14 protein-coding genes are annotated in these 26812 nt (G+C 40.3%); 12 read left to right on the top strand and 2 right to left on the bottom strand.

Annotated features, from left to right (window positions below; all coding sequences use genetic code 11):
• Positions 1-86 precede the first annotated feature (86 nt).
• Positions 87-1028 (bottom strand): AraC family transcriptional regulator, encoded by a 942-nt coding sequence (locus C7972_RS00355; RefSeq protein ID WP_110354762.1) that lies wholly within the window; start codon positions 1026-1028, stop codon positions 87-89.
• A gap of 233 nt (positions 1029-1261) precedes the next feature.
• Between C7972_RS00355 and C7972_RS00350 the strand changes: the two genes are divergently transcribed.
• The 12 genes from C7972_RS00350 to C7972_RS00295 all read left to right on the top strand — a co-directional run bounded on the left by C7972_RS00350 (position 1262) and on the right by C7972_RS00295 (position 26009).
• Positions 1262-4276: a SusC/RagA family TonB-linked outer membrane protein gene (locus tag C7972_RS00350; protein WP_110354231.1), complete on the top strand. Its 3015-nt coding sequence runs from the start codon at positions 1262-1264 to the stop codon at positions 4274-4276.
• 16 nt (positions 4277-4292) lie between these two features.
• The gene (locus C7972_RS00345) at positions 4293-5801 is read left to right on the top strand and encodes a RagB/SusD family nutrient uptake outer membrane protein (RefSeq protein WP_110354230.1); all 1509 of its coding nucleotides are present in this window, start codon (positions 4293-4295) and stop codon (positions 5799-5801) included.
• A 146-nt stretch (positions 5802-5947) separates the two neighbouring features.
• Positions 5948-9289, top strand: a complete 3342-nt coding sequence (locus C7972_RS00340; protein ID WP_181422785.1) for a VCBS repeat-containing protein — start codon at positions 5948-5950, stop codon at positions 9287-9289.
• Positions 9290-9345: 56 nt separating this feature from the next.
• On the top strand, positions 9346-11313 hold the full coding sequence (locus C7972_RS00335; protein ID WP_110354228.1) for a hypothetical protein: 1968 nt from the start codon (positions 9346-9348) through the stop codon (positions 11311-11313).
• A 179-nt stretch (positions 11314-11492) separates the two neighbouring features.
• Positions 11493-12287 carry an L-rhamnose mutarotase gene (locus C7972_RS00330; protein ID WP_220020839.1) on the top strand — a complete coding sequence of 265 codons (795 nt, stop codon included), beginning with the start codon at positions 11493-11495 and terminating at the stop codon, positions 12285-12287.
• A 40-nt stretch (positions 12288-12327) separates the two neighbouring features.
• Positions 12328-14601, top strand: coding sequence for an alpha-xylosidase (locus C7972_RS00325; RefSeq protein ID WP_110354227.1), 2274 nt, complete (start codon positions 12328-12330; stop codon positions 14599-14601).
• Between the two features lie 57 nt (positions 14602-14658).
• Positions 14659-15414: a phytanoyl-CoA dioxygenase family protein gene (locus tag C7972_RS00320; RefSeq protein WP_110354226.1), complete on the top strand. Its 756-nt coding sequence runs from the start codon at positions 14659-14661 to the stop codon at positions 15412-15414.
• A gap of 64 nt (positions 15415-15478) precedes the next feature.
• On the top strand, positions 15479-17062 hold the full coding sequence (locus C7972_RS00315) for a sodium:solute symporter (RefSeq protein WP_110354225.1): 1584 nt from the start codon (positions 15479-15481) through the stop codon (positions 17060-17062).
• Positions 17063-17172: 110 nt separating this feature from the next.
• A complete protein-coding gene (locus C7972_RS00310) occupies positions 17173-19365 on the top strand; it encodes an alpha-L-rhamnosidase C-terminal domain-containing protein (protein WP_110354224.1) in 2193 nt (730 codons plus the stop codon).
• Positions 19331-22180 (top strand): glycoside hydrolase family 2 TIM barrel-domain containing protein, encoded by a 2850-nt coding sequence (locus C7972_RS00305; RefSeq protein WP_220020838.1) that lies wholly within the window; start codon positions 19331-19333, stop codon positions 22178-22180. Before C7972_RS00310 ends, C7972_RS00305 begins: the two co-directional genes overlap by 35 nt.
• Positions 22181-22330: 150 nt before the next feature.
• A complete protein-coding gene (locus C7972_RS00300) occupies positions 22331-23191 on the top strand; it encodes a hypothetical protein (protein WP_110354223.1) in 861 nt (286 codons plus the stop codon).
• A 103-nt stretch (positions 23192-23294) separates the two neighbouring features.
• Positions 23295-26009: a hypothetical protein gene (locus C7972_RS00295; RefSeq protein ID WP_110354759.1), complete on the top strand. Its 2715-nt coding sequence runs from the start codon at positions 23295-23297 to the stop codon at positions 26007-26009.
• Between the two features lie 196 nt (positions 26010-26205).
• On the opposite strand, the gene C7972_RS00290 is transcribed toward C7972_RS00295, so the two are convergent.
• On the bottom strand, positions 26206-26812 hold a 607-nt coding region (locus tag C7972_RS00290), incomplete at its 5' end, for a prolyl oligopeptidase family serine peptidase (RefSeq protein WP_146216252.1).

Raw genomic sequence — 26812 nt, 5'->3', positions numbered from 1 at the left:
AAGGGGTACTCTTTATTACCATCGTAATCCTTGGGTACAAGTATAGGTGGAATTTTGAACTAGTAGCATTTCATTCCAATGAAATTTTAGGTAAATTCATAGTCGTTAAATTTGCTTGGACACATTCCTGTACGCTGGGTAAAAGAAGAAGTGAAATGTTGCAGCGAGGAGAAACCACAGGTATAAGCAATATTGGTAAGAGACATACCATTTGCCTCCGTAATAAGTTTAATGGCCTTCTCTATTTTCAGATTGATTATAAAGCTGTTTGGGGGATATCCGGTAAGGCGCTTGACCTTATAGGTAAATTTAGTTTTACCCATACCAAAATGATGGGCAAGGTCTTCAATTATCCACTTTTTGTTTAGATCATCCATTACCTTTTGTATCAGCTGTGATATAAAATTATCATCTTCCTCAATTTTCTGACTTCTTAGGGACAAATGACGATGCAGGTCAATTAGCAGGTTCTCAACAATATTTCCAACCATAATTGTATATCCTTCCTTTTGGGTGGAAAGCTCAGCGTTAAGGGCCTCGAAATATTTCCTAAAGTCCTTTGCCTTGTGAAGAACAACGTTGTGTTCGTCCGCTATCAACTTACCTAGGCTTTTCTGAAAACTCTTGGACAATTTTGTCCATGAGCCCAAATTCAATTGTTTGTCCGGACTAAACTCCAAAGGTTTTATGATAAGCCAATTGAAGTGTCCAATAACCATTTTTCCAGTAGGACTACCATTCCAATGCCAAGGTGCCGTAATCGATAAATCGTCAGGTAATAGTTCAATATTGTTTCTCTCTACTACCCAATCGTATTTTCCACTTGTTACATAATGTATTTCGATACCATCGTTCAAATGGGGTTTCATATTTTCATCCATTTGAACCTTGGTGAATCTCATGCTTCCAAATTGATTTATATATGGAATATTTTTTAATGGGCCAGGATTGGCCTTGTGCCACCAAACTCCAAAATTTCCAGTTTTACTTTTGGTATTCACTGTCCTTTGCAATTCTGCTTTTTCCATAATGAGTACGTTTGAAATCGCATGCCTTGAGTTACCAAAGTCATTGCCAAAGCTAAAAATAGTCAAAAAAATGTTTATAGAATCGACCAATGTTTAAAAATACAACCTTTATTTTGCTGAGTTCGTAATTTTAACCATATGTTTAAACCGTAACACTTACATCATGTAATTGTCTGCGGAAAGCCGTCACGAATCGGTAAAAATAATAACCAATTAACCAAATAACAAACTAGATGAAAATGAAATTCCTTTACAGTCTTTTCATGGGCACAGTGCTTGCCATCCAATCGATTTCGGCCGCACACCCTAAATTCGATCTCAAAGAATCGGTTTTTGAACAAGGATTTACCGTTACTGGTACAATTGTGGACGAAACCGGAGTTCCCCTCCCTGGAGCCAGTATTATTGAAAAAGGTAGCACCAACGGAGTAACCTCCGATTTTAACGGTAACTTTTCTATTACCATTTTGGATAAAAATGCAATTTTAGCAATTTCCTATATTGGCTTCGACAGTAAGGAAGTGCCACTTAATGGGCAAAGTACCATAAACGTAGTACTTCAAGAAAATGCTACCGGATTGGACGAGGTAGTGCTCATTGGTTATGGCGGAGTTAAGGCAAGTGATGCAACTGGAGCGGTTTCCTCTATTAAGGCAGAAGACTTTAATGGGGGGGTAATTTCCTCCCCGGAACAATTAATTCAAGGTAAATCGGCCGGTGTGCAAATTACCAGTAGTAGTGGTGAACCCGGCAGCGGTATAAATATACGGGTAAGGGGTACAGGTTCTATAAGAAGTGGTAACCAACCTTTATTCGTTATAGATGGGGTTCCCATTTCAGGGGACAATATATCTGATGGAGGAAACGTACCAGGTACCGGGGGCACGGCTCCAAAAAACCCTTTGAATTTTATGAATCCGAATGATATTGCGAGTATCGATATTTTGAAAGATGCCTCGGCTACGGCTATATATGGATCTAGGGGTGCAAACGGAGTTGTAATAATAACCACGAAAAAGGGAAGTGGAAAAGGTAGTTTGAACTATGCCTATTCGATCGGAATGAGTGAAATTACCAAGAAATATGATGTGGGAAATGCACAAGAATTTTTAACCGGTTATTCATTGGTAGGTGGTTCGGATCCAAATATTGATCAAGGTGCCGAAACCGATTGGCAAGATGAAATCTTAAGAACGGCCATATCACAGAACCATGAATTGTCCTATGGTGGAGGCAACCAATCTGGCAACTATCGTTTTTCTTTTAGTCATTCGGATCAGCAAGGCATAATTAAAGAAAATGGCCTTGAAAGAATGACAGGAAGGTTTAATGGCAATAAAAAGATTTTGAACGATCGCTTGGAAATATCCACACAGCTGACTATTTCCAACATTCATGACGATAATGTGCCAATAACCGATAGTGCAGATCACCAAGGAGACTTATTGGCGGGTGCTTTGAAAACCAATCCGACCAGACCGGTTTATAATCCCGATGGCACCCTTTATCAACCTTCCCGGGACAATCCAAATCCTGTTGCTTTTCTTGAATTATCCAGAGATTTCTCCAATACTTTAAAGTTCTTGGGAAGTTTTAGTGCGGATGCAGAATTATTTGAGTGGCTTTCATTCAAAACCGTATATGGTATCGATAGGTCCATGTCCACAAGAAAGTCGGCCTTTTCAAGTGAATTGGTGGCTGCGGTTGTCAATGCGGAGGAAGATAATGGTAGAGCTGCGATAAATAGTATTGAAATAGACAACCTATTATGGGAAAACTACTTTACGGTAAAACATGATTTTAAAGATATAGGTCTTGACCTTAATGCAGTATTGGGATATTCCTATCAGAAGTTTCAATCATCCGGAAATTCAATGGCCGCTGCAGATTTCAGGGTAACAGATCTAGATTTAATGCTTAACAATATGACAGCTGCCAATTTAACCGCGGTTTCCAACACTTTCAAAACGATTGACGAACTTCAATCCTATTTCACAAGAATTAATTTAACATATAAACAAAAATACTACCTTACTTCTACAGTAAGAATTGATGGGTCCACAAGATTTGGTAGCGATTATGCCTATGGTACTTTTCCTTCCCTAGCTTTTAAATGGAAACTTTCACAAGAGGATTTTATCCCGGATTTTTTCTCAAATCTGAGCCTAAGGGCAGGATGGGGAAATACTGGAAACCAAGATATTGCCCATGACCTTTACACAAGGCGACAAAGGTATGGTTCCCCTTCGTTTAATGTTCAAGACGGAGTAGTTATCCCTGGCGGCTTGGCCACAGTAACTTTTGAGAACCAAGGTCTTAAATGGGAGGAGACCCAACAAACAAGCATTGGTTTGGAATTTGGATTTCTGGACAACCGCCTGAGAGGGAGTATTGATTATTACAATAAGACCACAACGGATATGCTTGTCCAGTTGAGTGCTGCCGAACCGGCCCCTCAAGCATTTGTTTGGAGAAATCTCGACGCCGATGTTATAAATAAGGGAATTGAATTTGATTTGACCTATGACGCTATCCAGAATGATGATTTTGGTTGGACCATTGCCGGTAACGCCTCCTTTAACGAAAATACCGTTGAAAACTTTGATTTTGGATTTTTAGAGACCGGCAGCATTAAAGGTCAAGGTTTATCAGGGATAAATGTAGAAAGAATCCAGAACGGACATCCGCTCTATGCCTTTTACCTACCAAGTTTTGAAGGCTTCGACTCAGATGGCAATGCTATTTATGGAGATACCGGTTTCACGGGTGATAAACCCTTACCCACTGCCACGGCGGCCCTGACAAATACTTTGCGTTATAAAAACTTTGACCTTAACATCTTTTTTGCCGGACAATTTGGACATTCTATTTATAGCAATACAGCCAATAGTTTCTTTCATGCCCCGGCCGTATCAAGTGGTAGAAACGCCCCTCTGGAAGTACTTACTGGTGAAGAACGAAATACTAGTTCCGTAAATGTCTCTACAAGATACTTGGAAAAGGCCGATTTTGTCCGATTACAGGATGTTACCTTAGGTTATAAAGTTAATATCAATGAGAATTCACCGTTCTCGGCCGTAAGATTATCGCTCACCGGACAGAATTTATTCGTAATTACCGGTTATAGCGGACAAGATCCTGAAGTAAATACAAACAGAAGCGATAACGGGGTGCCATCTGCGGGCATCGACTATACTTCTTATCCCAGAGCCAGGACCTTTCTTTTAGGTGTTAATGTAAGTTTCTAACCCAAACAAAAATTGTATGAAAATTCTAAATATAAAAACAGGATTATTTTTAAGCACATCTATAGTGGCCAGTATCTTTTTTATTGGCTGTACCAATCTAGAGATTGATAATGTTGATTCCATTATACCCGAAGAGGAAGGTGGCAATCCTACAGAAATATTAAATGCCCTATATAGGAGCTTTGCCGGGAACTACAATACCTATGAGCAATCTAGCGGTTTGCAGAATATGCCATCCGATTTGATGATTACTCCCATAAGAACCACTGGCGACTGGGCAAATGGCGGTAGGTTTATTCAAATTCACACACATGAATGGACTCCAAACCAAGAAGACCTAAATTCGGTTTGGTCACGCCTGAACCGAAATATTTTCAACGCCTCTGAAGTAATTTTTTATGGCGGTTCCAACCTTCAGGTAGCGGAAGCAAAATTTCTTAGGGCTTTCGCCATGTGGCAATTGTTAGACTTTTTTGGAGTGGTGCCCGTAAGACAGGTTGATGAACCCGTTACCATTGACCCAAAAGTTTATACAAGAAAAGAAGCCTTGCAATTCGTAATCCAAGACTTGAACGAAGCTGTTGCCGATTTGCCAAGTTTGGGACCATCAAATCACGACTTCGCAACTAAAGAAGCCGTATATGCGTTGCAGGCACGAATTGCTTTAAACAAAGCGGTCTATGAGTCTGAAGGACCTGGTACTTTTTCGTTCAATGTTGAAGATATGAACAACGTAATAGCCAATGCCGATAAAATTATAAACTCAGGTTATGCACTAGACGATGATTACTTTGTCAATTGGCGTGGAGAGGGTACGGAGAATATTTTCGTTTCAATAGATAATATGTCAAAATTGTGGCAACCCTATTTGTCATCTAACCAAGGTGGCTGGAACGGGTTTTCCATTACCCCTGAATTGTACGATTTATATGAGTCGGATGATGATAGATTGGGTAAAGGTCCTGGTACCAGTGGATATGTATTCAATGAGGCAGACTTTGACCCCGCGGATGAGTCGGTTCTAATTCCTCAGGGTATTTTAGTTGGAAAACAGTACAAAAAAAATGGAGAAGAACTATCAGGGATCGATTACCAGAAAAATGTAAAATTGCTTGGTGCAGACCCCAACGAAGGCTTTAAAATGATGAAAAATTCCCCTGATGCGGACACCAAGTTTGTTTTTCTGCGTCTAGGCGATGTTGTCTTAATGAAAGCAGAAGCTATCTTAAGGGGAGGGTCCAGTAGCGATTCGGCTTTGGATATTATCAACGAATTAAGGGATAAGCGAAATGCCACGCCACTAGTATCGATAACTTTAGATGATATTTTAGCTGAAAGGGGACGTGAAATGCAATGGGATGCCATTAGAAGAACAGACCAAATACGTTTTGGTACGTTCCTAAGCGGGACTTGGACCGAGAAAAAAGCTGTGTCCGAAGACTATAGATGGGTGTATCCAATTCCAGCTTTGCAAGTTGCGCTTAATCCAAATTTAGAGCAAAACCCTGGATATCCGGATAATTAAACAGTCTATTTGGTTTTAGTTGGAGGGGATGCCCTAATAAAGTTGTATGCCCTCCTTTTACAAGAAAAGCGTAAAACACTAATGGATTATTAAAAATCCACACTTAGTTTTCCGCTTGTAACGACTAGTAAAATTGAATGATTGCTATGATAATTAGATCAAATAAAAATTTAGTTCTTTACCTTTTGGTGCCAAGCATATTATTAATCAATGCCTGCAGTGGCCCTAATCAAGGTGCAACTACTTTACTTGAACTGATTGATGCGAACGAAACGGGCATTTTCTTTTCAAACGATATAAAAGAAGGGTATAGCGATCACGATAATGTTCTTACTTATACTAATTTTTATAATGGTGGTGGAGTGGCAGTTGGTGATATTGATAACGATGGACTTATTGATATCTATTTAAGTTCGAATCAAAAATCTGGCAAATTATATTTAAATCAAGGGAATTTTAAATTTAAGGACATCACCAATGGCTCAGGATTGGATTCTATTCCAGGTTGGAAAACGGGTGTTACCATGGTTGATATAAATCAAGATGGATTTTTAGATATCTACCTATGCCGATCGGGAAGGTTGCAACCGCAACTTAGAACCAACCTTTTATATGTAAACAATGGTGACCATACATTTACAGAGAAAGCCAAGGAATATGGATTAAATGATAGTGCCAACTCCATTCAGTCCTCATTTTTTGATTACGATCAGGATGGTGACCTTGATATGTACTTGCTTAATCATGCAGTGGACCCTGTTAGGGAACTTTCCAAACCGATAGCTGCGTATGAAAACGATACTGACACTGCGGACAAGCTGTATAGAAATGATGATGGATATTATACGGAGATAGGAGCATCCCTAGGCATCGATCAGTCCGTGTTGGGAGATGGCCTTGGTATTGCCATTGGTGATTTGAGCAATAATGGAATACCCGATATTTACGTATGCAACGATTTTTTGGGTCGCGATTTTTTATATCGAAATTTGGGCGATGGCAAGTTAAAAGAAGATGCATTACAAGCCATGAACCATATCTCCTCCTCTTCAATGGGCGTGGATATGGCTGATATAGACAATGACGGGTGGCAAGACCTTTTTGTGGTAGATATGAAATCTTCAACCAATTTTGGTAGCAAAACGAATATGGCCTCCATGAACCCAAAAGCCTTTGAAGTATTGACCAGGGTAGGAGGACATTATCAGTACATGCGCAATACACTTCAGCTCAACAATGGCAACGGAACCTTTTCGGATATTGCACCAATGGCAGGTTTGTCAAGTACCGATTGGAGTTGGGCACCCCTATTTGTTGATCTCGATAATGATGGATATAAGGACTTATTTGTAACCAACGGTATAAGAAAAAATACAAACAATAAGGATTACGACAACTATAGAAGGGAAAGGATTCAAACTGAAATGAATAAAATTCAGCCAGACATACCAACCTTGGTCAAGGAAATCCTTGGCTTCATACCACCGGAAATAGCGGTAAACCCAGTTTATAAAAATACCAATGGTCTACATTTTGAAAAGATGAACGACCTGTGGGGCGTACAGTTACCCTCCTATTCCAATGGGGCCGCCTATGCCGATTTGGACAATGACGGCGATATGGATTTAATTGTCAATAATATTGACGAGGTGGCTCATATTTACAAAAATAATGCTTCTAAATTGACCGATAATCGATATTTAACGGTCCAATTGAAAGGCAAACACCAAAATCTAAATGCTATTGGTGCAAAAGTAATGCTACAATCGGCTGACGGTAAACAATTCTTGGAGCAACAGGTTACTCGTGGCTATCAATCGAGTATTGATCACAATCTACATTTTGGACTGGGCAAAAATGCCAAAATAGATCTTTTACAGGTGAATTGGCCAGATGGCAAAATATCAGAACTAAGGAACCTTGAATCAGACCAGTTGGTAGTTTTGGATTACCAAGATGCAATAATGCCCACTCCCAAACAAACAACAGATAACAATACTATCTTTTTTGATAGAACTGTGGAAAGCGGAATAGTACATGAGCATATGGAAAACGGATTTGATGATTTTGAAAGAGAAGTTCTTCTACCGCACAAAATGTCCACTTTTGGACCCGCCCTAGCCGTAGGTGATATTAATAATGATGGATTACAAGATTTCTTTATAGGCGGTGCCAAGGGTTATGAAGGGGCCATATATCTTCAAAACAACGATGAGACCTTTAGCAAGTTGTACCAAAAAGCAATGGTTGATGACAAATTTCAAGAGGATATAGATGCCCTTTTTTTTGATGCCGACAACGATGGCGACCAAGATCTCTATGTGGTAAGTGGTGGCAATGAAATGCCCATAGGCGATATGTATTACCAAGATCGGTTGTATCTCAATGACGGGAAGGGCCAGTTAAGTAGGTCAAAAACGGCATTGCCCATTATGACTTCCAGTGGAGGTGTCGTAAAAGCCAATGATTTTGATAAAGATGGCGATTTGGACCTATTTGTTGGAGGCCGTTTGCTACCAGGGCAATATCCACGGTCTGGACGTAGTTACTTGCTCGAAAATGTAAATGGTAATTTTAAGGATATAACATCTACCCATGGACCTGAGCTGGAATATCCAGGTATGGTTACAGACGCTTTGTGGTCCGATCAGAATAATGACGGAACGCAGGATTTGATTCTCGTAGGAGAATGGATGCCTATTACTGTATTTCAGAACAAGGCGGGCAAACTTGTTAAAGTAGAAGGTGACCCAATTCTGGAAAAAAGCAATGGTTGGTGGTTTTCCATTTCAGAGGCCGATATAAACAATGATGGGGTATTGGACTATGTTTTGGGCAACCTAGGGGAAAATTATAAATACAAAGCAAAGCCAAGGGCTCCATTCAATCTATATTCCAGTGATTTCGATAACAATGGGGAGCTTGACATAGTGCTAAGTTTTTATCAAAATGATACACTTTTCCCTTTAAGGGGCAAGGAATGTTCTACCCAGCAAATACCTTCCTTAAAGAAAAAATTCAAAGATTACACTTCCTTTGCCGCGGCGACCTTAGAAGACGTATACGATAGACAATCGTTGGAGAAAGCAACACATTACCTTGCCCATACATTTTCAAACAGTATTCTTATAAACAAAAGTGATGGTTTTGAACTTAAAAAAATGCCCTTGGAGGCTCAGGTGTCTTCAGTTTTTGGCTCCCTTTATGACGACTTTGATGGAGATGGATTAAATGACCTGGTGATAGCAGGAAACCTATTTAATTCCGAAGTGGAAACTCCGCGCAATGATGCAGGAACTGGCTTGTTTTTGAAAGGAGATGGATCTGGGAATTTCGAACCCATAAAGAATTATACTTCAGGATTACATATTCCCGGTGATGTAAAAAAAATGAAATCGATTATCATAGGAAAAAACAAAAACCCCAAGAAAGGCCTTTTGATAGCTGCTAACAATGATTTTGTTCGATTATTGGGCGTTGCTCAATAATCCCAATGCCTGCTGTAAATAAAAAAATAGGAATAGGAACATTTAAAATGTAAGAAATGAAAAACACTCTTTTATTGACTTTATTACTGATTTCCGTTGTTTTCACAGTGCGATCACAACAGGAAATACACGTAAATCCGTCAGTTACCGATAAGGGTGATGGTTCCCTTGAAAAACCTTTTAAAACACTGCAGCAAGGAGTTGATGCGGTGACCAAAATCAGTAAAAAGATGAAGTCTGATATTATAGTGTATCTACATAACGGTACCCATCGAATTTCGGATCCAATCCTTTTGACTGAAAAACATTCAGGGAAAAATGGATTCAACGTTATTTTCAGGGCTTATAAGAATACCACACCCCTATTAAGCGGGGGAACCAAGGTGACGGGCTGGGAAAAAGTAGATGGAAATTTATATAAAGCCCCTTTAGATCGCACAACCAAATTACGCTCCCTTTTTGTTAACGGAGTACGTATGCGAATGGCCGGAACAGAGGTTCCACTTCCTGGCTTAGGTGATTGGGGAACTTTTGGGATAACCGGAAATGAGGATTGGACCTTTGGTTCCGGATTGGGCATAGACGGTATAAAATTTGCTTCCTCCGCCGTGGGCAACTATAATAATCCCGATGACATTGAACTTGTACAATTTAATATATGGACAGAGAAAATACTCTGTGCAAGGGAAATAGAAAAATTTGGAGATACCACGGTAATCAAATTACAACAACCATATGGAGCCATTGCCACTAATATGGCCTGGGCCGGAAAAATCAACTATAAAAAGAATTTTATCATCAGAAATGCCATGGAGTTATTGGATAACCCTGGGGAATTTTACTTTGACAAGACTTCCAAAACACTATACTATTACAACTCTGGCGAAGACATGTCAAAAGTTGAGGTAATTGCACCGACATCGGAAGGGCTAATAAAAATAAAGGGGTCTTCTACAAAATCTAAAGCCAAAAATATTAGGTTCGAAGGAATTACCTTTTCGCATGACGACTGGCCATTGATGACGGTAGCAGGTTCCCATGGTTTTGCCGGAATCCAAAGTCTAGGGCTGGCCGTAAAATATGTTCCCGGAGGCAACTGGCATCCTACCGAATACAATAGCACCGACGTGCCCACTGGGGCCGTGGAAGTTAAAAATGCCGAGCATATCGGATTCTTTCGAAATAGATTTGAAAATATTGGTTCTGCCATAGCCATTAACCTGGTCAACGATGTGAAAAACAGTGAAGTGATAGGGAACTACTTTAATAATATGTTGGGAAATGCTGTTAACATTGGTCATCCACAACATTATAAGATAGGGGATGGAGACCTCTATGGGCCAGGGATAGAGGGACTTTGTGAAAAGATTTCAGTTTCCAATAATTACATCAGAAACGTTAGTCTAGATTTTAGGCAAGTTGAGAGCATTACCTCATTTTTCGTTTCTAATGTGAACATTGAGCATAATGACATTGCCTTTACCCCATATGGCGCCATTACTTGTGGTTGGTGGTGGGGCAATGCAGAAATTCCTCCCTCTACCGTTGCCGGAAACAATCACATAAGGTTCAATAAAGCTGGAAACACGCATCAGGTATTGGACGATGGAGGCATTATTTATGTACTAGGGGAACAACCAAATTCGACCATTGAAGGCAATTACATTTTCAACGGGCCCCGCAGTATTTACCCTGATGATGGATCTGCCTATTGGACCATTACCCGAAACGTGGTGAGCAATCCTAGCTACAAATGGATGTGGTTGCATCTTTGGACAAAAAGGTGCCATGACATTATTGCCCGGCAGAACTATGTAAAAAATAATTTGCTAATGAATAATGGTACCAATAATATCATTGAAGCCACCCACTCCTTTAGAGAAGATGATTTCTCGGGAGAAGCATTGGAGATTATCAATAATTCAGGCATTGAGAAGGAATTTGCAGATATTATTCCAATTACGGAACCTGAAAGAATCTACATTCACCCTAAAGAATTTAAAGAGAGGGATATATTTCATTGATACAAAAATTATTCCCAATATTCAATCTTATACTCTGATTATAGAGATCGGAAATGACAAAATCGGTCACAGTACAAATATGCGCCAAAGCTAAAGTTTAAACTTATAAGAAAAAATTAGTATAACAGAAAAGAAAAGTACACAACTGTCTATTTTCTAGTTAATTACCAAAATCCCATATGAAAAAACATATTGTTAAAATAAAATTGCTTTTATCCGCCTACTTAATCATATGGTCAATGTCCCTTTTTGGTGCACATGAAAAAAACAAACCTTCCCAAATATATTTACAAAACACCGTGGGTTCCATATTTAAAGATCAGAACATTATAAACAATATACAGAAGAATGCCGCCAAATTTTCTGCTATCGAATTAATGGGTCGCTCCTTCGATATCGAAAAAATTCAATTTATTATAAATAAGACCGGTACCAATAAGGTAGAGGTTTACAAATGGAAAAAACATTGGGTAATATATGGCCAAATTAGTAATGTGGAAGATCTAAAAGCACAGTTGTTCCAGGCCTATCCAAAAGCTCGATTAAAAGTTTATGAAACTCCTTTCTACAGTTTCATGAAATCTAAAAACTGTCCGGACACTGTGTTGGCCACGGAATGGGAGCATATTCTACTCACTGCACAATTGGTGCAGGATCCTATATTACAAGAAGAATATATGAAGTACCACAGCACACAATTTGAAAAATGGCCAGAAGTAGCCAATGGTTTTTGTAATGCCGATTTTCAACAACTTCTGGTATTTAGAAATGGAAAACAATTGCTTTTGGCAATCAGTATTCCCAAGGGAAAAAACCTGAAAGAATTGAACCCCAAAACAAGTGAGAATAATCCAAGGATGGACGAATGGAATGCGTTGATGGCTAAATATCAGACAGGGATTAAAGGTACCAAACGTAACGAAACATGGGTGTTTTTCAATAAAATAACCGAAAAGCAAGAAGAGCGCTTATAAGAGCTAAACCCTTTCAAGATATATAATGCATCCGAATATTATGAATAGAACTGATTTTCATCTTTATGATTTCTTGGATTTCGATCCAACAAACGGGAGTTCCGATAATGCTCAAAGACTATGGAGGGCAGAGCGACCTGTACATATTGAACAATCAGGAACGGACATTGTCTTAACACTTCCATTTAGGCTTCAAAAGCCAATAATGGAAATGGAACCGGAAATGAACGTAAGCCTCAAAAACCACAAACTGATTCTCAGATGCTATAATAGCGGTATTTTAAGAATGGGGCTCGATTTTGGAGAAGGTGTATTTTTGAATTCCCCAATGCTGTATTTTGACGATTCAGTCACAGCTTCCTCTTTGAAATACGAAGTGTTAACAGATCGTTGGATAATACGCGATAGTCAAGATAGCGTTAGAGCTGTGATTTTGCTACAGGATCCCGAAATAGATTATTGGAGCGACCTACTTCCACCACCCCAAAATAGTTTTCAGATTCTTTTTTATCCAGATGGTGAAACGAAAATTGAACTTAGTGCCTTTGATCAGTTCTTTCCAGGTAGAATGGATGCGTTGGGTCTTGCTCTAATAGAGAAACAGGAACGTCCCGAAAAGGTAGTATTCTCTGTTCAGGCTGCGGCCGATGAAAAGTTTACCGGTACAGGGGAGCGCTTCCGGAAATTGGATCTTGCCGGACAAACCATTGAATTAAGAAATCGGGATGGACAAGGTGTGAACAATAGAAGAGCCTACAAAAATGTCCCCTTTTACCTTTCCAGTAAGGGTTACGGCTTATTCATGCACACCTCTTCCCATACTAAACTTTCGGTTGCCGACTTCTCCAGTAGATCGGTAATGGGTTGTATAAAGTCAGACACCTTAGATCTTTTCCTAATGGCCGACAAAAGTCCCGAACGAATTTTATATCAATATCGTTGTCTTACAGGCTTTCCTAGTCTGCCTCCGCTATGGAGCTTTGGTGTATGGATGAGCCGGATGACTTATTTTTCAGAGGAAGAGGTAACCAGTATAACAGATCGATTAAGGACCGAAGATTATCCCTGTGATGTAATACATCTAGATACGGGATGGTTCAAAACCGACTGGCTTTGCGAATGGAAATTCAATCAAGAACGTTTTCCAAATCCAAAAAGATTCGTTAAAAATCTTGCAGATAAGGGGTTCAAGTTAAGCCTGTGGCAAATGCCCTACATCGGTGCCGAAGCCGAACAGTTCAAGGAAGCCAAGGATAATCTATTTATGGCCGTCATGCCAAAGTCCGAGCGACAGAGTGGTTCCAATTTCAGCACATTGGATTATGCTGGCACTATCGATTTCACCAATCCCGAAGCAGTTGAATGGTACAAAAATCTATTGAGAGACCTCTTGAAATTAGGGGTTGCATGCATAAAGACTGATTTTGGGGAAGAAATCCACATGGAAGCAAAGTATAAGGGGCTGTCCTCAGAGAATTTGGTCAATCTTTACGCTCTTTTGTATCAAAGGGCTGCTTTTGAAGTAACAGAAGAAATGACAGGCGAGGCCCTAATTTGGGCCAGAGCAGGTTGGGCGGGTTGCCAGCGCTATCCTATACACTGGGGTGGTGATGCTGCAGCCTCATGGGACGGTATGGCCGGGTCTTTGAAGGGGGGGCTCCATCTTGGACTTTCAGGATTTGGTTTTTGGAGCCATGATGTGCCAGGTTTTCATGGGGTGCCCAACTTCATGAACTCTATAGTGCCGGACGACTTATATTTACGATGGACACAATTTGGTGTTTTTACCTCCCATATAAGATATCATGGCACCTCTAAACGCGAACCATACCACTACCCAAATATCGCGGGCGCCATTAAGAAATGGTGGAAATTGAGATATGCCTTAATACCCTATATATGGGAACAAAGCAAAAAAACAACCTCGACCGGATTTCCAGTTTTGCGGGCCCTGACCTTACACCATCCACAGGATAAAATGTGTTGGCATATAGATGACCAATACTATTTTGGAGACAGTTTCCTGGTCGCCCCGGTTATGGCATCCAGCAACCAGAGGGATATTTACTTACCCGATGGGGATTGGGTCAATTTTTTCACTGGTGAAAACAAAACAGGTCCGTGTTGGTTAAAAGATATCCAAATTCCCTTGGAAGAAATGCCGGTATGGGTCAAAAAGGGGACAGTACTACCATGGTATCCATTCTCCATAGCCCACACTGGGGAAATGGATATGGCCAAGTCCATTAAGATTACCATAAATGATGGTTTTAATGGGATATGGGACATTTGGAATCCTGAAATTCGGAAATAAGTAAAGTAGCATAAATTAAATAATCAAACATTAAATCAATTATTAAAATTCAAAAAAATGAAAACAATATTATCAGAGGAACAATTAAAAAATTACAAGGAAGATGGGTTCTGTATCTTAAAGAATATAATTCCTCAGGCACTAATTGAACGTTTGCGAAAAGATTGCCAAAAATTCATGCTCGAAAAAGATGAAGAAATGGGACGCAAGGGGGTTGAAATGGATGAGATAAACCACAAAGGTAGGCGGTATTTCATCGCCCTTCGGTATAAGGAAAGTCAGGCCATGCAAGACCTCATATTTAGTGAGACATTAGAGGAAATTACAAGAAAAATATTAGGTGATAATGTATATCTCTTCTTGGAGCAATTTGTAGTTAAGGGTGCGGACAAGAGAACTAGATTCTCCTGGCACCAAGATTCAGGCTACCTTGATTTCGACCATTGTCAATACCTTTCCATTTGGTGTCCCTTAGACGATGTAACCGAAGAGAATGGTACGGTATACCTGTTACCATACAAAGACGCTGGAGTTAAAGACCGTATAGATCATAAACTCGATACGGAAACGAACGACAAAGTAGGTTACTTTGGGGATAATCCAGGGGTGCCGGCCATTCTAAATGCAGGAGATGTGGCACTATTTTCAAGCACTTGTTTTCATAAAAGCGGTCCAAACCGTACCAACAAGGCAAGACGGGTTTTGTTGCTACAATATTCTCCCGAACCTATTTTAAAGAAAGACGGATCACCCTTATATTGGGCAGAACCTTTTGTGGAAGATGGTGAAAGAAATAAGGAATTATCGGTTTAATTTATTGGCAGGGTACAATTTTTAAATCTTTCGTCCCCTACGGCTATTAAAAAATGCAAATTACATGGAGATTCACGAATTACTCAAGCCATTAGATTTTATGGTTGTAGGACTTTATCTATTTACTTTAATTGGTATTGGATATTGGGTAAGTTTTAGAAAAAAAAGGGCTGTTGATGAAAACTTGTTTTTAGCGGGTAATTCATTGGGTTGGCCCAGCATAGGATTTACAATGTGGGGAACCAATGTTGGCCCTTCCATGTTGATTGCCTCCGCCAGTATTGGTTATACAACAGGGATTGTGGCCGGCAATTTTGCATGGTATGCCTTTATCTTTATTTTCTTGTTGGCAGTGGTTTTTGCTCCAAGGTATATGGGGTCAAAGGTACAGACCTTACCTGAGTTCATGGGAAAGCGATTTGGTGACAGTACACAAAACATTCTGGCGTGGTACACTATAGTAACTATTCTAATAAGTTGGTTGTCCCTTACATTATTTGCAGGAGGTATATTGATCCAACAGATTTTGGATCTGCCCATGGTCTTCTCTGTAATTGTCCTCCTGATTATCGCAAGCTTTTTTACCATTGCTGGGGGGCTAAAAGCTATAGCTTATACCAATGTATTTCAAATGGTATTGCTAATTGCAGTATCACTTGCCCTAACTTTGGTAGGTCTTAACGCTGTTGGTGGAGTAGGAGTTTTAATAGACAAAACACCAGCCGGGTTTTGGAACCTATTGCTACCCGCTGATGATGCCAATTATCCTTGGATAGCCATTGTATTGGGATATCCCGTCATGGGCGTTTGGTTTTGGTGTACGGATCAATCAATGGTTCAATCCGTCTTGGGCGCAAAAAATATTAGTGAAGGCCAATTGGGAGCTAATTTCACGGGATGGTTAAAAATATTGGATGTCGTACTTTTCATTTTGCCCGGAATCATGTGCCTGATTCTTTTCCCTGATTTGACTGACCCCGATGAGGCCTATATGACCATGGTCACCAATTTGTTCCCAACCGGGATGATCGGTCTGGTCATGGCCATACTTATAGCCGCCTTGGTGAGTACTATAGATTCGGCCCTTAATGCACTGAGTACCGTATTTACTATGGATATTTATGTGAAAAAATTCAGGCCACAGGCCACACAAAAGAAGATTGTTTCAATTGGCCGACTAGCAACGATTTCAGGAGCCGTAATAGCTATTGGTATTACCATGGCAATCAACAGTATCAAGGGCCTCAACCTGTTCGATGTTTTTCAATCGGTCCTTGGGTTTATAGCCCCACCAATGTCCGTAGTATTCCTGTTTGGGGTATTATGGCCAAAGACGACCACCCGTGCAGCCAATGCCATATTATTGTTCGGAACAATATTAAGTCTAGGAATAGGTGGGTTGTACCTTTGGGTATTCCCCAACGAAGTGTACGGTTTTTGGCCACATTTCCTACTACTGTCTTTTTATATTTTTGTGTTCCTATCCATACTTATCGTAGTTATTTCCCTTCTTGATAAATCAAGTTCTTTAAAATCGAATACCTTGGATTATGGGGTTTTGCCCAAAATGAAGAGAAAAGTTAAAATTCTATGGATCATGTTGATTATCGTGATGGTTGCGATGTACATTATTTTCAATGGTCATTAGATTATTGAATAAAACAAAAATTTAGTTATAAAACAGCCTCTGAAAGAATGAGGAAATTAAAAACATGTCTTAAACATACTGGAAAATACCCCATATAAATGTGGCACCCAATGCATTATAAAATTTATATCATCCTTTTAATTTCATTGATCAGCTCTGGATTTTTGGGTTCTTACAATTTGGTTGCCCAAGAAAAAAAACATGAGGCTACTTGGATATGGTATCCTGGTGATTATGAAATATGGCTAAGCAATAAAATGCAGGCCAGACGTACCGAACGTGAAGCTGTACTCCCACCCCTATGGCAATATTACAGTCCATACCCCTTGGTCACCTTTCAAAAAGAATTGGAATTGCCAGAGGCCGATGAGGTAAGTGTTTATACAGAAGGTTCATTTATGCTATTGATAGATGATGTTCTAGTACAAGGCCAACCACAAAGGTTCACCCTTGCTGCAGGTAAACACAAAATTGTCTTTAGGGTATTTAATCAAGAAACGGTTCCGTCCATTTTTGTCAACGGTACTTATTTAAAATCGGACAACACTTGGATGGCCACCCACGAAGACAAACTATGGATCGACGAAAATGGAATGCCCCACCAATCGGGAACACCTTGGATTCCGGTAGGAATTTGGAACTTTAATGCTCCCCCTAACAAACCGTCGGAATTTAAACTTCCTACAGAACCTTGGTATGCCAAAAAATCGGAATCCGTAGGAACAGGACATTTGTTCGATTTTGGCAAGGAAACCTTTGGTTATATAAGATTTCATGGACTACAGGGAAAAGGAAAAGTAGCTTTGTATTATGGTGAATCCAAAGAAGAGGCCATAGATTCCTTAAAATGTGAAACGCTCGATTATCTAAAACTTGATGGTAGACAAACCTCCGAATACACCGTTGAGGGTTCAAAGGCCTTTCGCTATGTACAAGTACAGTCCGATGCCACCGTACGGTACGATTCCATTTCAATGCTTTACGAATATTTACCCGTTGACTATAGGGGAGAATTCAAATCATCGGACACACTGCTGAATAAAATATGGGAAGTTTCGGCATATACCCTGCATTTGAATACTCGTGAATTTTTTTTGGATGGCATTAAGCGTGACCGTTGGGTCTGGTCAGGGGACGCTCACCAAAGTTATCTTATGAACTATTATTTATTCTTCGATTCCCCAACTGTACGGAGAACTCTTTTGGCCCTTCGTGGGAAGGAACCCGTTACGGCCCACATTAATACCATTATGGATTATTCCCTTTATTGGTTTGTGGGAATCTACGATTATTACCTCTACACAGGTGATGAGGATTTTATTAAGAATTTTTATCCACGAATGCAAAGCCTCATGGATTTCTGCCTTGAACGCCGCAATGAAAATGGTATGCTGTCACCACTTCCCGGGGATTGGGTCTTTATTGATTGGGCCGATGGCCTGGGCAAAACTGGCGAGGTAAGTTTTGAGCAATTGCTCTTCGCCAGAAGTTTGGAAGCCATAGCCCTATGTGCAGGAATTGCAGGTGACCAAGCTGGTGAAAAAGAGTATACTGCCTTGGCCGAAGAATTACGAACGAAACTTTTTGATGTTTTTTGGTCGGACGAAAAAAAAGCCCTGATGCACCAAAGGGTAGCCGGCAAAGTTTTGGACAATGTTACACGCTACGCCAATATGTTCGGAATTTTCTTCGATTATTTTACGGAGGCCCAAAAAAAGGGTGTAAAGGAAGAGGTGTTGTTAAATGACGATATTCAGCAAATAACTACCCCATATATGCGGTTTTATGAACTGGAGGCTCTTTGTGCCATGGGCGAACATAAATTGGTGCTCGATGAGGTTCGTTCCTATTGGGGCGATATGCTTAAATTAGGGGCCACTTCATTTTGGGAAAAATATGATCCCTCGGAACAAGGTTCCGAACATCTGGCGATGTACGGCAGACCTTATGGTAAGAGCCTTTGTCATGCCTGGGGCGCAAGTCCCATCTATCTTTTTGGAAAATACTATCTCGGTGTGAAACCCACCGCTCCCGGATACAATAAGTATGTGATAGAACCACACTTGGGTGGTTTAAAGTGGATAGAGGGCAAGGTGCCAACTCCAAAAGGAGAAATTTCTGTAAGCTGTACCGAGCGGGAGATTAGGGTAAGCTCAGTTGAAGGTCGGGGAAATTTGATATTTCGCAGTAGGGTCACACCATCAACTAACCGCGGTAAAATAAAGTATTTGGATAAGTATAAATATCAAATAGATATAGATCCGGGTTATGATTATCAAATCAAGTATAAAGCATTTAAATAATATGCGTATTACCATTTACTTAACTATTATTTTAGTTTTTTTCAATTCAATTGTTTTCTGCCAAACCGCAGAAACAGAAAGAATATACCTATCTGGAAAAGGCTACCAGGACGAAAAGACCTGGCAGTTTCAAGTCTCCGAGGGAAGAAATAGTGGGGAATGGACTACAATACCTGTCCCTTCCAATTGGGAGCAATTTGGATTTGGTAGCTATAATTATGGTCATGCCAAGGACGAGGAAAGAGGTAAGGAAATTGGCTTTTACAAATATGAATTTAAAGTTCCTTCCTCATGGCAAAATCAAAAAGTAGAAATTGTCTTTGAAGGTTCCATGACCGATACCCAGGTTAAAATTAACAACAAACTCGCCGGTCCAATTCATCAAGGTGCTTTTTATAGGTTTTCATATGATATTTCGGATCAGCTGAATTTTGGGGAAGAATATAATTTACTGGAAGTTAAGGTAGCAAAGCATTCCGAAAATGAATCTGTTAACCGTGCAGAACGATATGCCGACTTTTGGATTTTTGGAGGGATTTTCCGACCAGTTTATTTGCAAATGAAGCCGGTGACCAACATAAACAGAACCTCCGTTAATGCAAAGGCAAATGGTAGTTTTACCGCGGAAATTTATTTAGACGGGCCAAAACCCCAACTAAGTGTTGAGGCACAAGTGTTTACGTTATCCAATAAGAAAATTGGGAAACCGTTTTCTGCAAAAATTAACAAAGGGAAAAACAAAGTACAGGTCCATTCAACCTTTACTGAAATCAAGCCTTGGAATCCAGAGCAACCGCAATTGTATAAAGTAAGATTTCAACTATTATCGAACAAAAAAGTAGTCCATGAAGTCTTCGAACGGTTCGGCTTCCGAACTGTTGAACTTCGTGAGCGCGACGGCATATATGTAAATGGGGTAAAAATTAAGTTCAAAGGGGTCAATAGACATACCTTTTGGCCTACGGCAGGCAGGACCTCGAGCAAAAAACGAAGTATTGAAGATGTAAAATTAATTAAAAGTATGAATATGAATGCGGTTCGAATGTCGCATTACCCTCCAGATACCCACTTTTTGGATGTTGCTGATTCCCTTGGCTTGTTTGTGCTAAATGAATTGGCCGGCTGGCACAATTCCTATGATACGGACATAGGACATAAATTGGTCAAGGCCATGGTCACTCGAGATGTAAACCATCCATCTATAATATTATGGAACAATGGTAACGAAGGCGGTCATAATTACGAGTTGGACACAATTTTTCCCAAATACGATATCCAAAAACGCAAGGTGGTGCACCCTTGGCAAACCTTCAACGGGATGTCCAATGAACACTACCGTCCTTATAATTATGGCGTGGGAACATACTGGCAAGGCCATGAAGTAGTTTTTCCCACAGAATTTCTACATGGAATGTACGATGGTGGAAGCGGAGCTGGATTACGTGATTTCTGGGATTTGATCTGGGAAAAACCACAGGCTTCAGGGGGATTTCTTTGGGTGTTTGCAGACGAAGGTGTTAAACGTACCGATACCGGGGAACTTGACACATACAAGGGTTCGGCTGCCGATGGAATTCTAGGACCGTTTCATGAGAAGGAAGGCAGTTATTTTGCCATAAAGGAGATTTGGGCACCTATTCAATTTCAGGATCTGGATATAACCGAAACTTTCAATGGAAGCTTTCAGGTTGAAAACCAATATTTTTATACCAACTTGAACGAATTAACTTTTTCCTGGAAACTAGTCCAATTACCCCTGCCCAATAAGAATACAGGCTTGAATACTATCACCGGAACGGCCGTTTCTCCAGATATAGAACCAGGGCGCATTGGAGAATTACAGCTGGAACTTCCTCCTAATTGGTTTCAAAATGACGCTTTGTATATCACGGCAAAAGATAAATTTGGCACAGAAGTTTATACTTGGAGTTGGCCAATTAAAATTCCGGAGGAAACCATTGCCGAATTGATGGCCAATCCTGGGAAGACCGGAACGATGGCCTTATCTGAAACTGAAGAAATTATCACTATCGAAGCCGGAGGTATTAAATATCAAATTGGAAAGAAAGACGGATTACTCAGGGAAGTAAGGAATACAATAGGGGAAATCCCTTTTAATAATGGACCTCATCTAAGTGCTGGAAAAGTGATTTTTAAGTCCTTGGAAACAATAAAACAAGATGGGAATATAAAATTGGTCGCTTCTTTTGAAAAAGGATCCAGAATGAAAGAATTTACATGGACCTTCTTTCCATCAGGTTGGGCAAAGCTTGAGCTATATTACAAACCTGAAGAATATGATGTTGATTTCGATTTCATGGGTGTTGATTTCGATTACCCTGAAAATCTAGTGACGGGTGTAGAGTGGGTAGGTAAAGGGCCCTATAGAGTTTGGAAAAACCGATTGCAGGGTGCATCTTTTGGCTGGCATCAAAAAGACTACAATAATACCATAACAGGAGTTTCGCCTCTAATCTATCCTGAGTTTAAAGGGTATCATTCAAATTTATATTGGGCAAAAATCAAAACTAAAGAACAGGACTTTTTAGTTGCCACATCCACAGAAGACGTTTTTCTACGTTTGTTTACACCCCAATACCCGCAAAGCGTATATGAAGCCCGTACATCACCTTCATTTCCAGAGGGAGATATTTCATTCATGCAGGCTATTCCGGCCATTGGCAGCAAAACAAACCAACCGGAACGCTTGGGCCCATCAGGCCAGAAAAACATTTTCTTTGACTATGGAACTTTTGATGACTGGCGCCTTCGTAGTAAACATATGGTGCTGTATTTTGATTTTTCGGTAAAGTAATGGCAAATTGAATTGTTGAAAAAAATAGAACATATACTTTTCATTTAGAAACAATGCACCATAGTTTATTAAGGAATTTAATCATAGTCCAAGCGACTAAAATTAATACAACAGATTAGTATTTATTTTAAATTTAAAACGAACCTATATATGATAATGAATACCAATGACGGTACTGCAAATGCTCCGGCCTTACGAATAGATATTAACTATGGGAACTGTGATGGTCTCCCAGAATTTTCAACAGGACCTCGGGGTGGAGACCGGCAGAAACATGAAGCCATTGCCAAAGCTGGCTTCCAGGGCATTCAAGATGGTGTACCCGAACTTTGCCAAGAACTTGGCCTGGGTTTAACCGCCCACGCAAGGGTAAATGAGGTTGGGGGTCTAGATCATTTAATACCACAATGGAAAAGTCAGGACTATAATTGTGCGACTATACATTTAGGTTGGGGATTGGAGTCGGACAAACAGACTGATTTATTGGTAGAGTATATTTTAAATAGTTCCCAAAAGTTCAATTTTCCTATTTATATTGAAACACATCGGGCAACAGTTACCCAAGATATGTTCAGAACTGTTGAGTTGGTAAAGCGTTTTCCCGAAATCAGGTTTAATGGCGATTTTTCACATTGGTATACCGGTCAAGAAATGGTTTATGGCAATTTCGAGGAGAAGCTATCATTTATATCACCTGTATTTGAACGCGTCAGATTTCTTCATGGTCGGATAGGAAATCCCGGTAGTATACAAGTAAATATTGATCCTTATAAAAACCAAAGTTTTGTAGCTCATTTTAAGGAAATGTGGATGCGTTCTTTTCAAGGTTTTCTAAAATCGGCTGGCCCGGGAGACTATTTATGTTTTGCCGTGGAATTACTTCGTTCCGATATTTTTTATGCCAGAACCGTTGAACACCATGGGAAATTAATAGAGGAAGGAGATCGTTGGCAACAGGCTTTGCTGTATAAGGAAATAGTACAGGAATGTTGGGAACGTGCAAAAAAATAGCCCTTTAAAACTAACTTGATGAGGTATTTAAGGGAGGCCCATTTATAATATAAGCTTGGAATGATAAATGAAAAAATGGAGATTACAGAAAATGAATAAAAATATGAGATACCTTATTTTATCGGCGCTTTGTCTTTTAGCGTCCTGTTCAAACGAAAAGAGAATAACAGTGGTTAGCGAGTCAACCTCTCCTCGAATTGTTTGGGGAACCACCAAACTTGTAACATTCCTAAAGGCAAACGATTACATCGTTACCGAATCAAAGTCTATAGCGGATGACGTAACCAACCAGGTCATTATTATCAAGGAGGAAAGAAATGGCAACAATCCACGGAACGAAGAAGCTCCCGAAAAAAAATCGATAAAGGAAGGTTTCAGGATAAGCTCAAAAGATAATAGAATTTATATTGAAGGTACTGATTCGTCTGGCGCCTTGTACGGTATTCTAGAACTAATTTCCCGTATAGAAGAGGAAGAAACAATTCCCACTGGCATTGATTTTTCGGACAGGCCAGAAATGGTACTAAGGGGTACCTGTATAGGTCTTCAAAAACCCGAATACCTACCTGGTAGGACGGTCTACGAATATCCCTATACACCTGAAAATTTTCCTTGGTTTTATGACAAGGAATTATGGGTGGACTATTTGGATATGATGGTAGAAAACCGCCTAAATTCCCTTTATTTATGGAATGGACATCCTTTTGCATCACTGGTAAAACTGGAAGATTATCCCTATGCCGTGGAAGTAAGTGACGAAACCTTTAAAAAGAACGAAGAGATATTTCGATTCCTGTCCGAAGAGGCTGACAAAAGGGGTATATGGGTCATTCAGATGTTTTATAATATTATTGTTTCCAAGCCCTTTGCGGAACATCATCAAATTAAGACACAAGATAGGCAACGGCCAATAATTCCAGTTATAGCAGATTATACCCGGAAATCTGTAGCAGCTTTTATTGAGAAATATCCAAATGTAGGTCTCTTGGTAGCTTTGGGAGAGGCAATGAGCGGTAAGGAAAACGACATAGAATGGTTCACCCAGACCATTATACCTGGAGTCAAAGACGGGTTAAAGGCTTCGGGAAGAACGGACGAACCCCCTATTATTTTACGTGCCCATGATACAGATGCCCCTTTGGTCATGGAGCATGCTCTTCCAATATATAAAAATCTATATACCACACATAAATACAATGGGGAATCGTTAACAACTTATGAACCAAGAGGCCCTTGGTCTGAAATACATAAAAATTTAAGTTCTTTGGGATCCATTCATATTTCAAATGTGCATATTCTGGCCAATTTGGAGCCTTTTAGATATGGTTCTCCCGATTTTATACAGAAAAGTGTTCAGGCCATGCACAACGTTCATGGTGCCAACGCTTTACACTTGTATCCTCAGGCATCATATTGGGACTGGCCTTATACGGCAGATAAAACAGAACCCCGACTTTTACAGATAGATCGGGATTGGATTTGGTACAAGGCTTGGGCACGGTACGCCTGGAAAGCCGATAGGGACAAACAAAAGGAGACCGAATATTGGGCCCAACAATTGGCATATAAATATGGAAGCGACTTGGATGCGGGGGGCCAGATAGTCACTGCCTACGAGGAATCGGGAGAGATAGCACCAAAAACCCTACGGCGATTCGGAATCACCGAGGGCAATAGACAAACCCTCTTATTGGGCATGTTCGAAAGTCAATTGGTAAATCCATATAAATGGAGGGTTTATCCTGGGTTTTATGAGTCCTGTGGACCTGTAGGGGAAATCCTCTTGCAGTATGCCGAAAAAGAATGGAAGGGTCTACCCCATGAAGGAGAAACTCCTCTACAAATAATCAACGAAATCACGAAGCATGGGGAAATTGCTGTCCAAGCCATCGAAAAGGCCTCATCCCATGTATCTTTGAACCTAAAGGAATTCGAGCGCTTAAAAAATGATATTTACGCCTACCGCGCATTTGCAAATTTCTTCTCGGAAAAAGTAAAAGCAGCTATTTCGGTGTTGCGCTATAGTTATTCAAATAAACTTACCGACCTGGACACTGCCTTACCCCATTTAATAAAAAGTATAGAACATTACGAAGAACTTGTAGAGTTGACAAAAGACCATTACCTATATGCGAACAGTATGCAGACCGCCCAGCGAAGGATCCCTATAGGAGGGGATAATGGCAAGAACAAAACGTGGGAAGAAATGTTGCCCCATTACCAGCGTGAGCTATCAAATTTTAAACGCAATTTAAATCGTCTGAAGGCCTCTGATAATGGACAGGTAAAAAAAGAAATCGTTACCCCGTGGCAGACTGCCACTGTTGAATTTTTGGGAACAAAACCCAAATCATTTAAGGTACAGTCCGGTAAAAGTGCCTATGTTGACGAAATTTCCCAAATACATAAATTGGCTCCTGAACTCAAGAATTTAACAGGTTTGGGGTTCATGGCCAAGGAACAGATCGAAAACGGAACACAACTCCGTTTCAAAACCACCAAGCCTGTCAAACTCGTGGTCGGCTATTTTAACACTGATCTGAAGCGATTTTTATTGCCCCCAAGCCTTGAAACCAATGCCGCGGGTAATATGCAGGGTGAAGCCGAAGTAGTATTGGCCAATGCCATGAAATTGACAAACTTACCAAGGGTCAATATCCATACCTACGAATTCGGTATTGGGGAGCATTTGTTCTCTTTGGAAAAAGGAAGGGTCTTACTATTGGGCTTTATCGATGCAGGACAAATTATTACCTCCCGCGATGTTGGATTTATTGAAGAAGGGGAAAAGGAGGCAGTGGATTGGCTTTTTTATTGAACCATCCTGTAGCTGAGGTAAAAGTTGGATCCTAAATCTGGGATATTTGTCCAAGAAGTAAATCAACACAGGTTTGACTATCTATAGGCTAATATAAAATTAAAGAGATTATAAGAATTATGCGTTTATCTTAATTTTATTTATACCTGTTTGTTAACCATTTATTCTAAACACTTTCACTAAGGGACATAAGTCCTCAATCCTTTTTTTGCGCAAAAAGCCACTCCAGCAATCCAGGAGTGGTATGCACCCTGTTCCAAATATCATGGCCCGCGGAATACTCGGTGTACTTGGGACTTCCCCCAGCAGCCCTAACAGCCTTGATCACGTCCCTTGTCAAGTGTACAGGAACAGTTTTGTCATTTTCACCATGAAATGCCCAAATAGGTACATTGACCATATTACCGGCCATATCCGCATCACCTCCCCCGCAGATGGGTATGGCCGCTGCAAACAGGTCTGGTCGGGAACCAATAAAATGCCAGGTACCATAACCTCCAAGGGAAACCCCCATAACGTAGCGGCGCTTTTCGTCTATATTATACTCCTCCTCCAAGGACTCCATAGCCTCAAAAATTGGCCCAGCAATGCCCTGATGCTCTGGAAGCACCCTAAAACTAGAGTTCTTGGGACATTGGGGCACTAAAATAAAAGCCGGATATTTTTCCCTGTTTTCAGGGGTCGATAATAGCTTGGACGGATCGGCTGCGTCCAATTGAATTAGATTGTCGCTCCCCATTCCACCCCCATGATGCAGGTTTACCACTAAGGGGTACTCTTTATTACCATCGTAATCCTTGGGC

It is taken from the genome of Arenibacter sp. ARW7G5Y1 (genome assembly GCF_003201775.1).
In the GTDB taxonomy this organism is placed as follows: domain Bacteria; phylum Bacteroidota; class Bacteroidia; order Flavobacteriales; family Flavobacteriaceae; genus Arenibacter.
The sequence above is the reverse complement of the archived record's forward strand: the minus strand, read 5'-3'. Positions and strand labels throughout refer to the sequence as shown.

Coding starts and splice junctions, on each gene's coding strand:
- C7972_RS00355 (WP_110354762.1), bottom strand. CDS start 1,028: ATGGAAAAAGCAGAATTGCAAAGGACAGTGAATACCAAAAGTAAAACT.
- C7972_RS00350 (WP_110354231.1), top strand. CDS start 1,262: ATGAAAATGAAATTCCTTTACAGTCTTTTCATGGGCACAGTGCTTGCC.
- C7972_RS00345 (WP_110354230.1), top strand. CDS start 4,293: ATGAAAATTCTAAATATAAAAACAGGATTATTTTTAAGCACATCTATA.
- C7972_RS00340 (WP_181422785.1), top strand. CDS start 5,948: ATGATAATTAGATCAAATAAAAATTTAGTTCTTTACCTTTTGGTGCCA.
- C7972_RS00335 (WP_110354228.1), top strand. CDS start 9,346: ATGAAAAACACTCTTTTATTGACTTTATTACTGATTTCCGTTGTTTTC.
- C7972_RS00330 (WP_220020839.1), top strand. CDS start 11,493: ATGAAAAAACATATTGTTAAAATAAAATTGCTTTTATCCGCCTACTTA.
- C7972_RS00325 (WP_110354227.1), top strand. CDS start 12,328: ATGAATAGAACTGATTTTCATCTTTATGATTTCTTGGATTTCGATCCA.
- C7972_RS00320 (WP_110354226.1), top strand. CDS start 14,659: ATGAAAACAATATTATCAGAGGAACAATTAAAAAATTACAAGGAAGAT.
- C7972_RS00315 (WP_110354225.1), top strand. CDS start 15,479: ATGGAGATTCACGAATTACTCAAGCCATTAGATTTTATGGTTGTAGGA.
- C7972_RS00310 (WP_110354224.1), top strand. CDS start 17,173: ATGCATTATAAAATTTATATCATCCTTTTAATTTCATTGATCAGCTCT.
- C7972_RS00305 (WP_220020838.1), top strand. CDS start 19,331: ATGATTATCAAATCAAGTATAAAGCATTTAAATAATATGCGTATTACC.
- C7972_RS00300 (WP_110354223.1), top strand. CDS start 22,331: ATGATAATGAATACCAATGACGGTACTGCAAATGCTCCGGCCTTACGA.
- C7972_RS00295 (WP_110354759.1), top strand. CDS start 23,295: ATGAGATACCTTATTTTATCGGCGCTTTGTCTTTTAGCGTCCTGTTCA.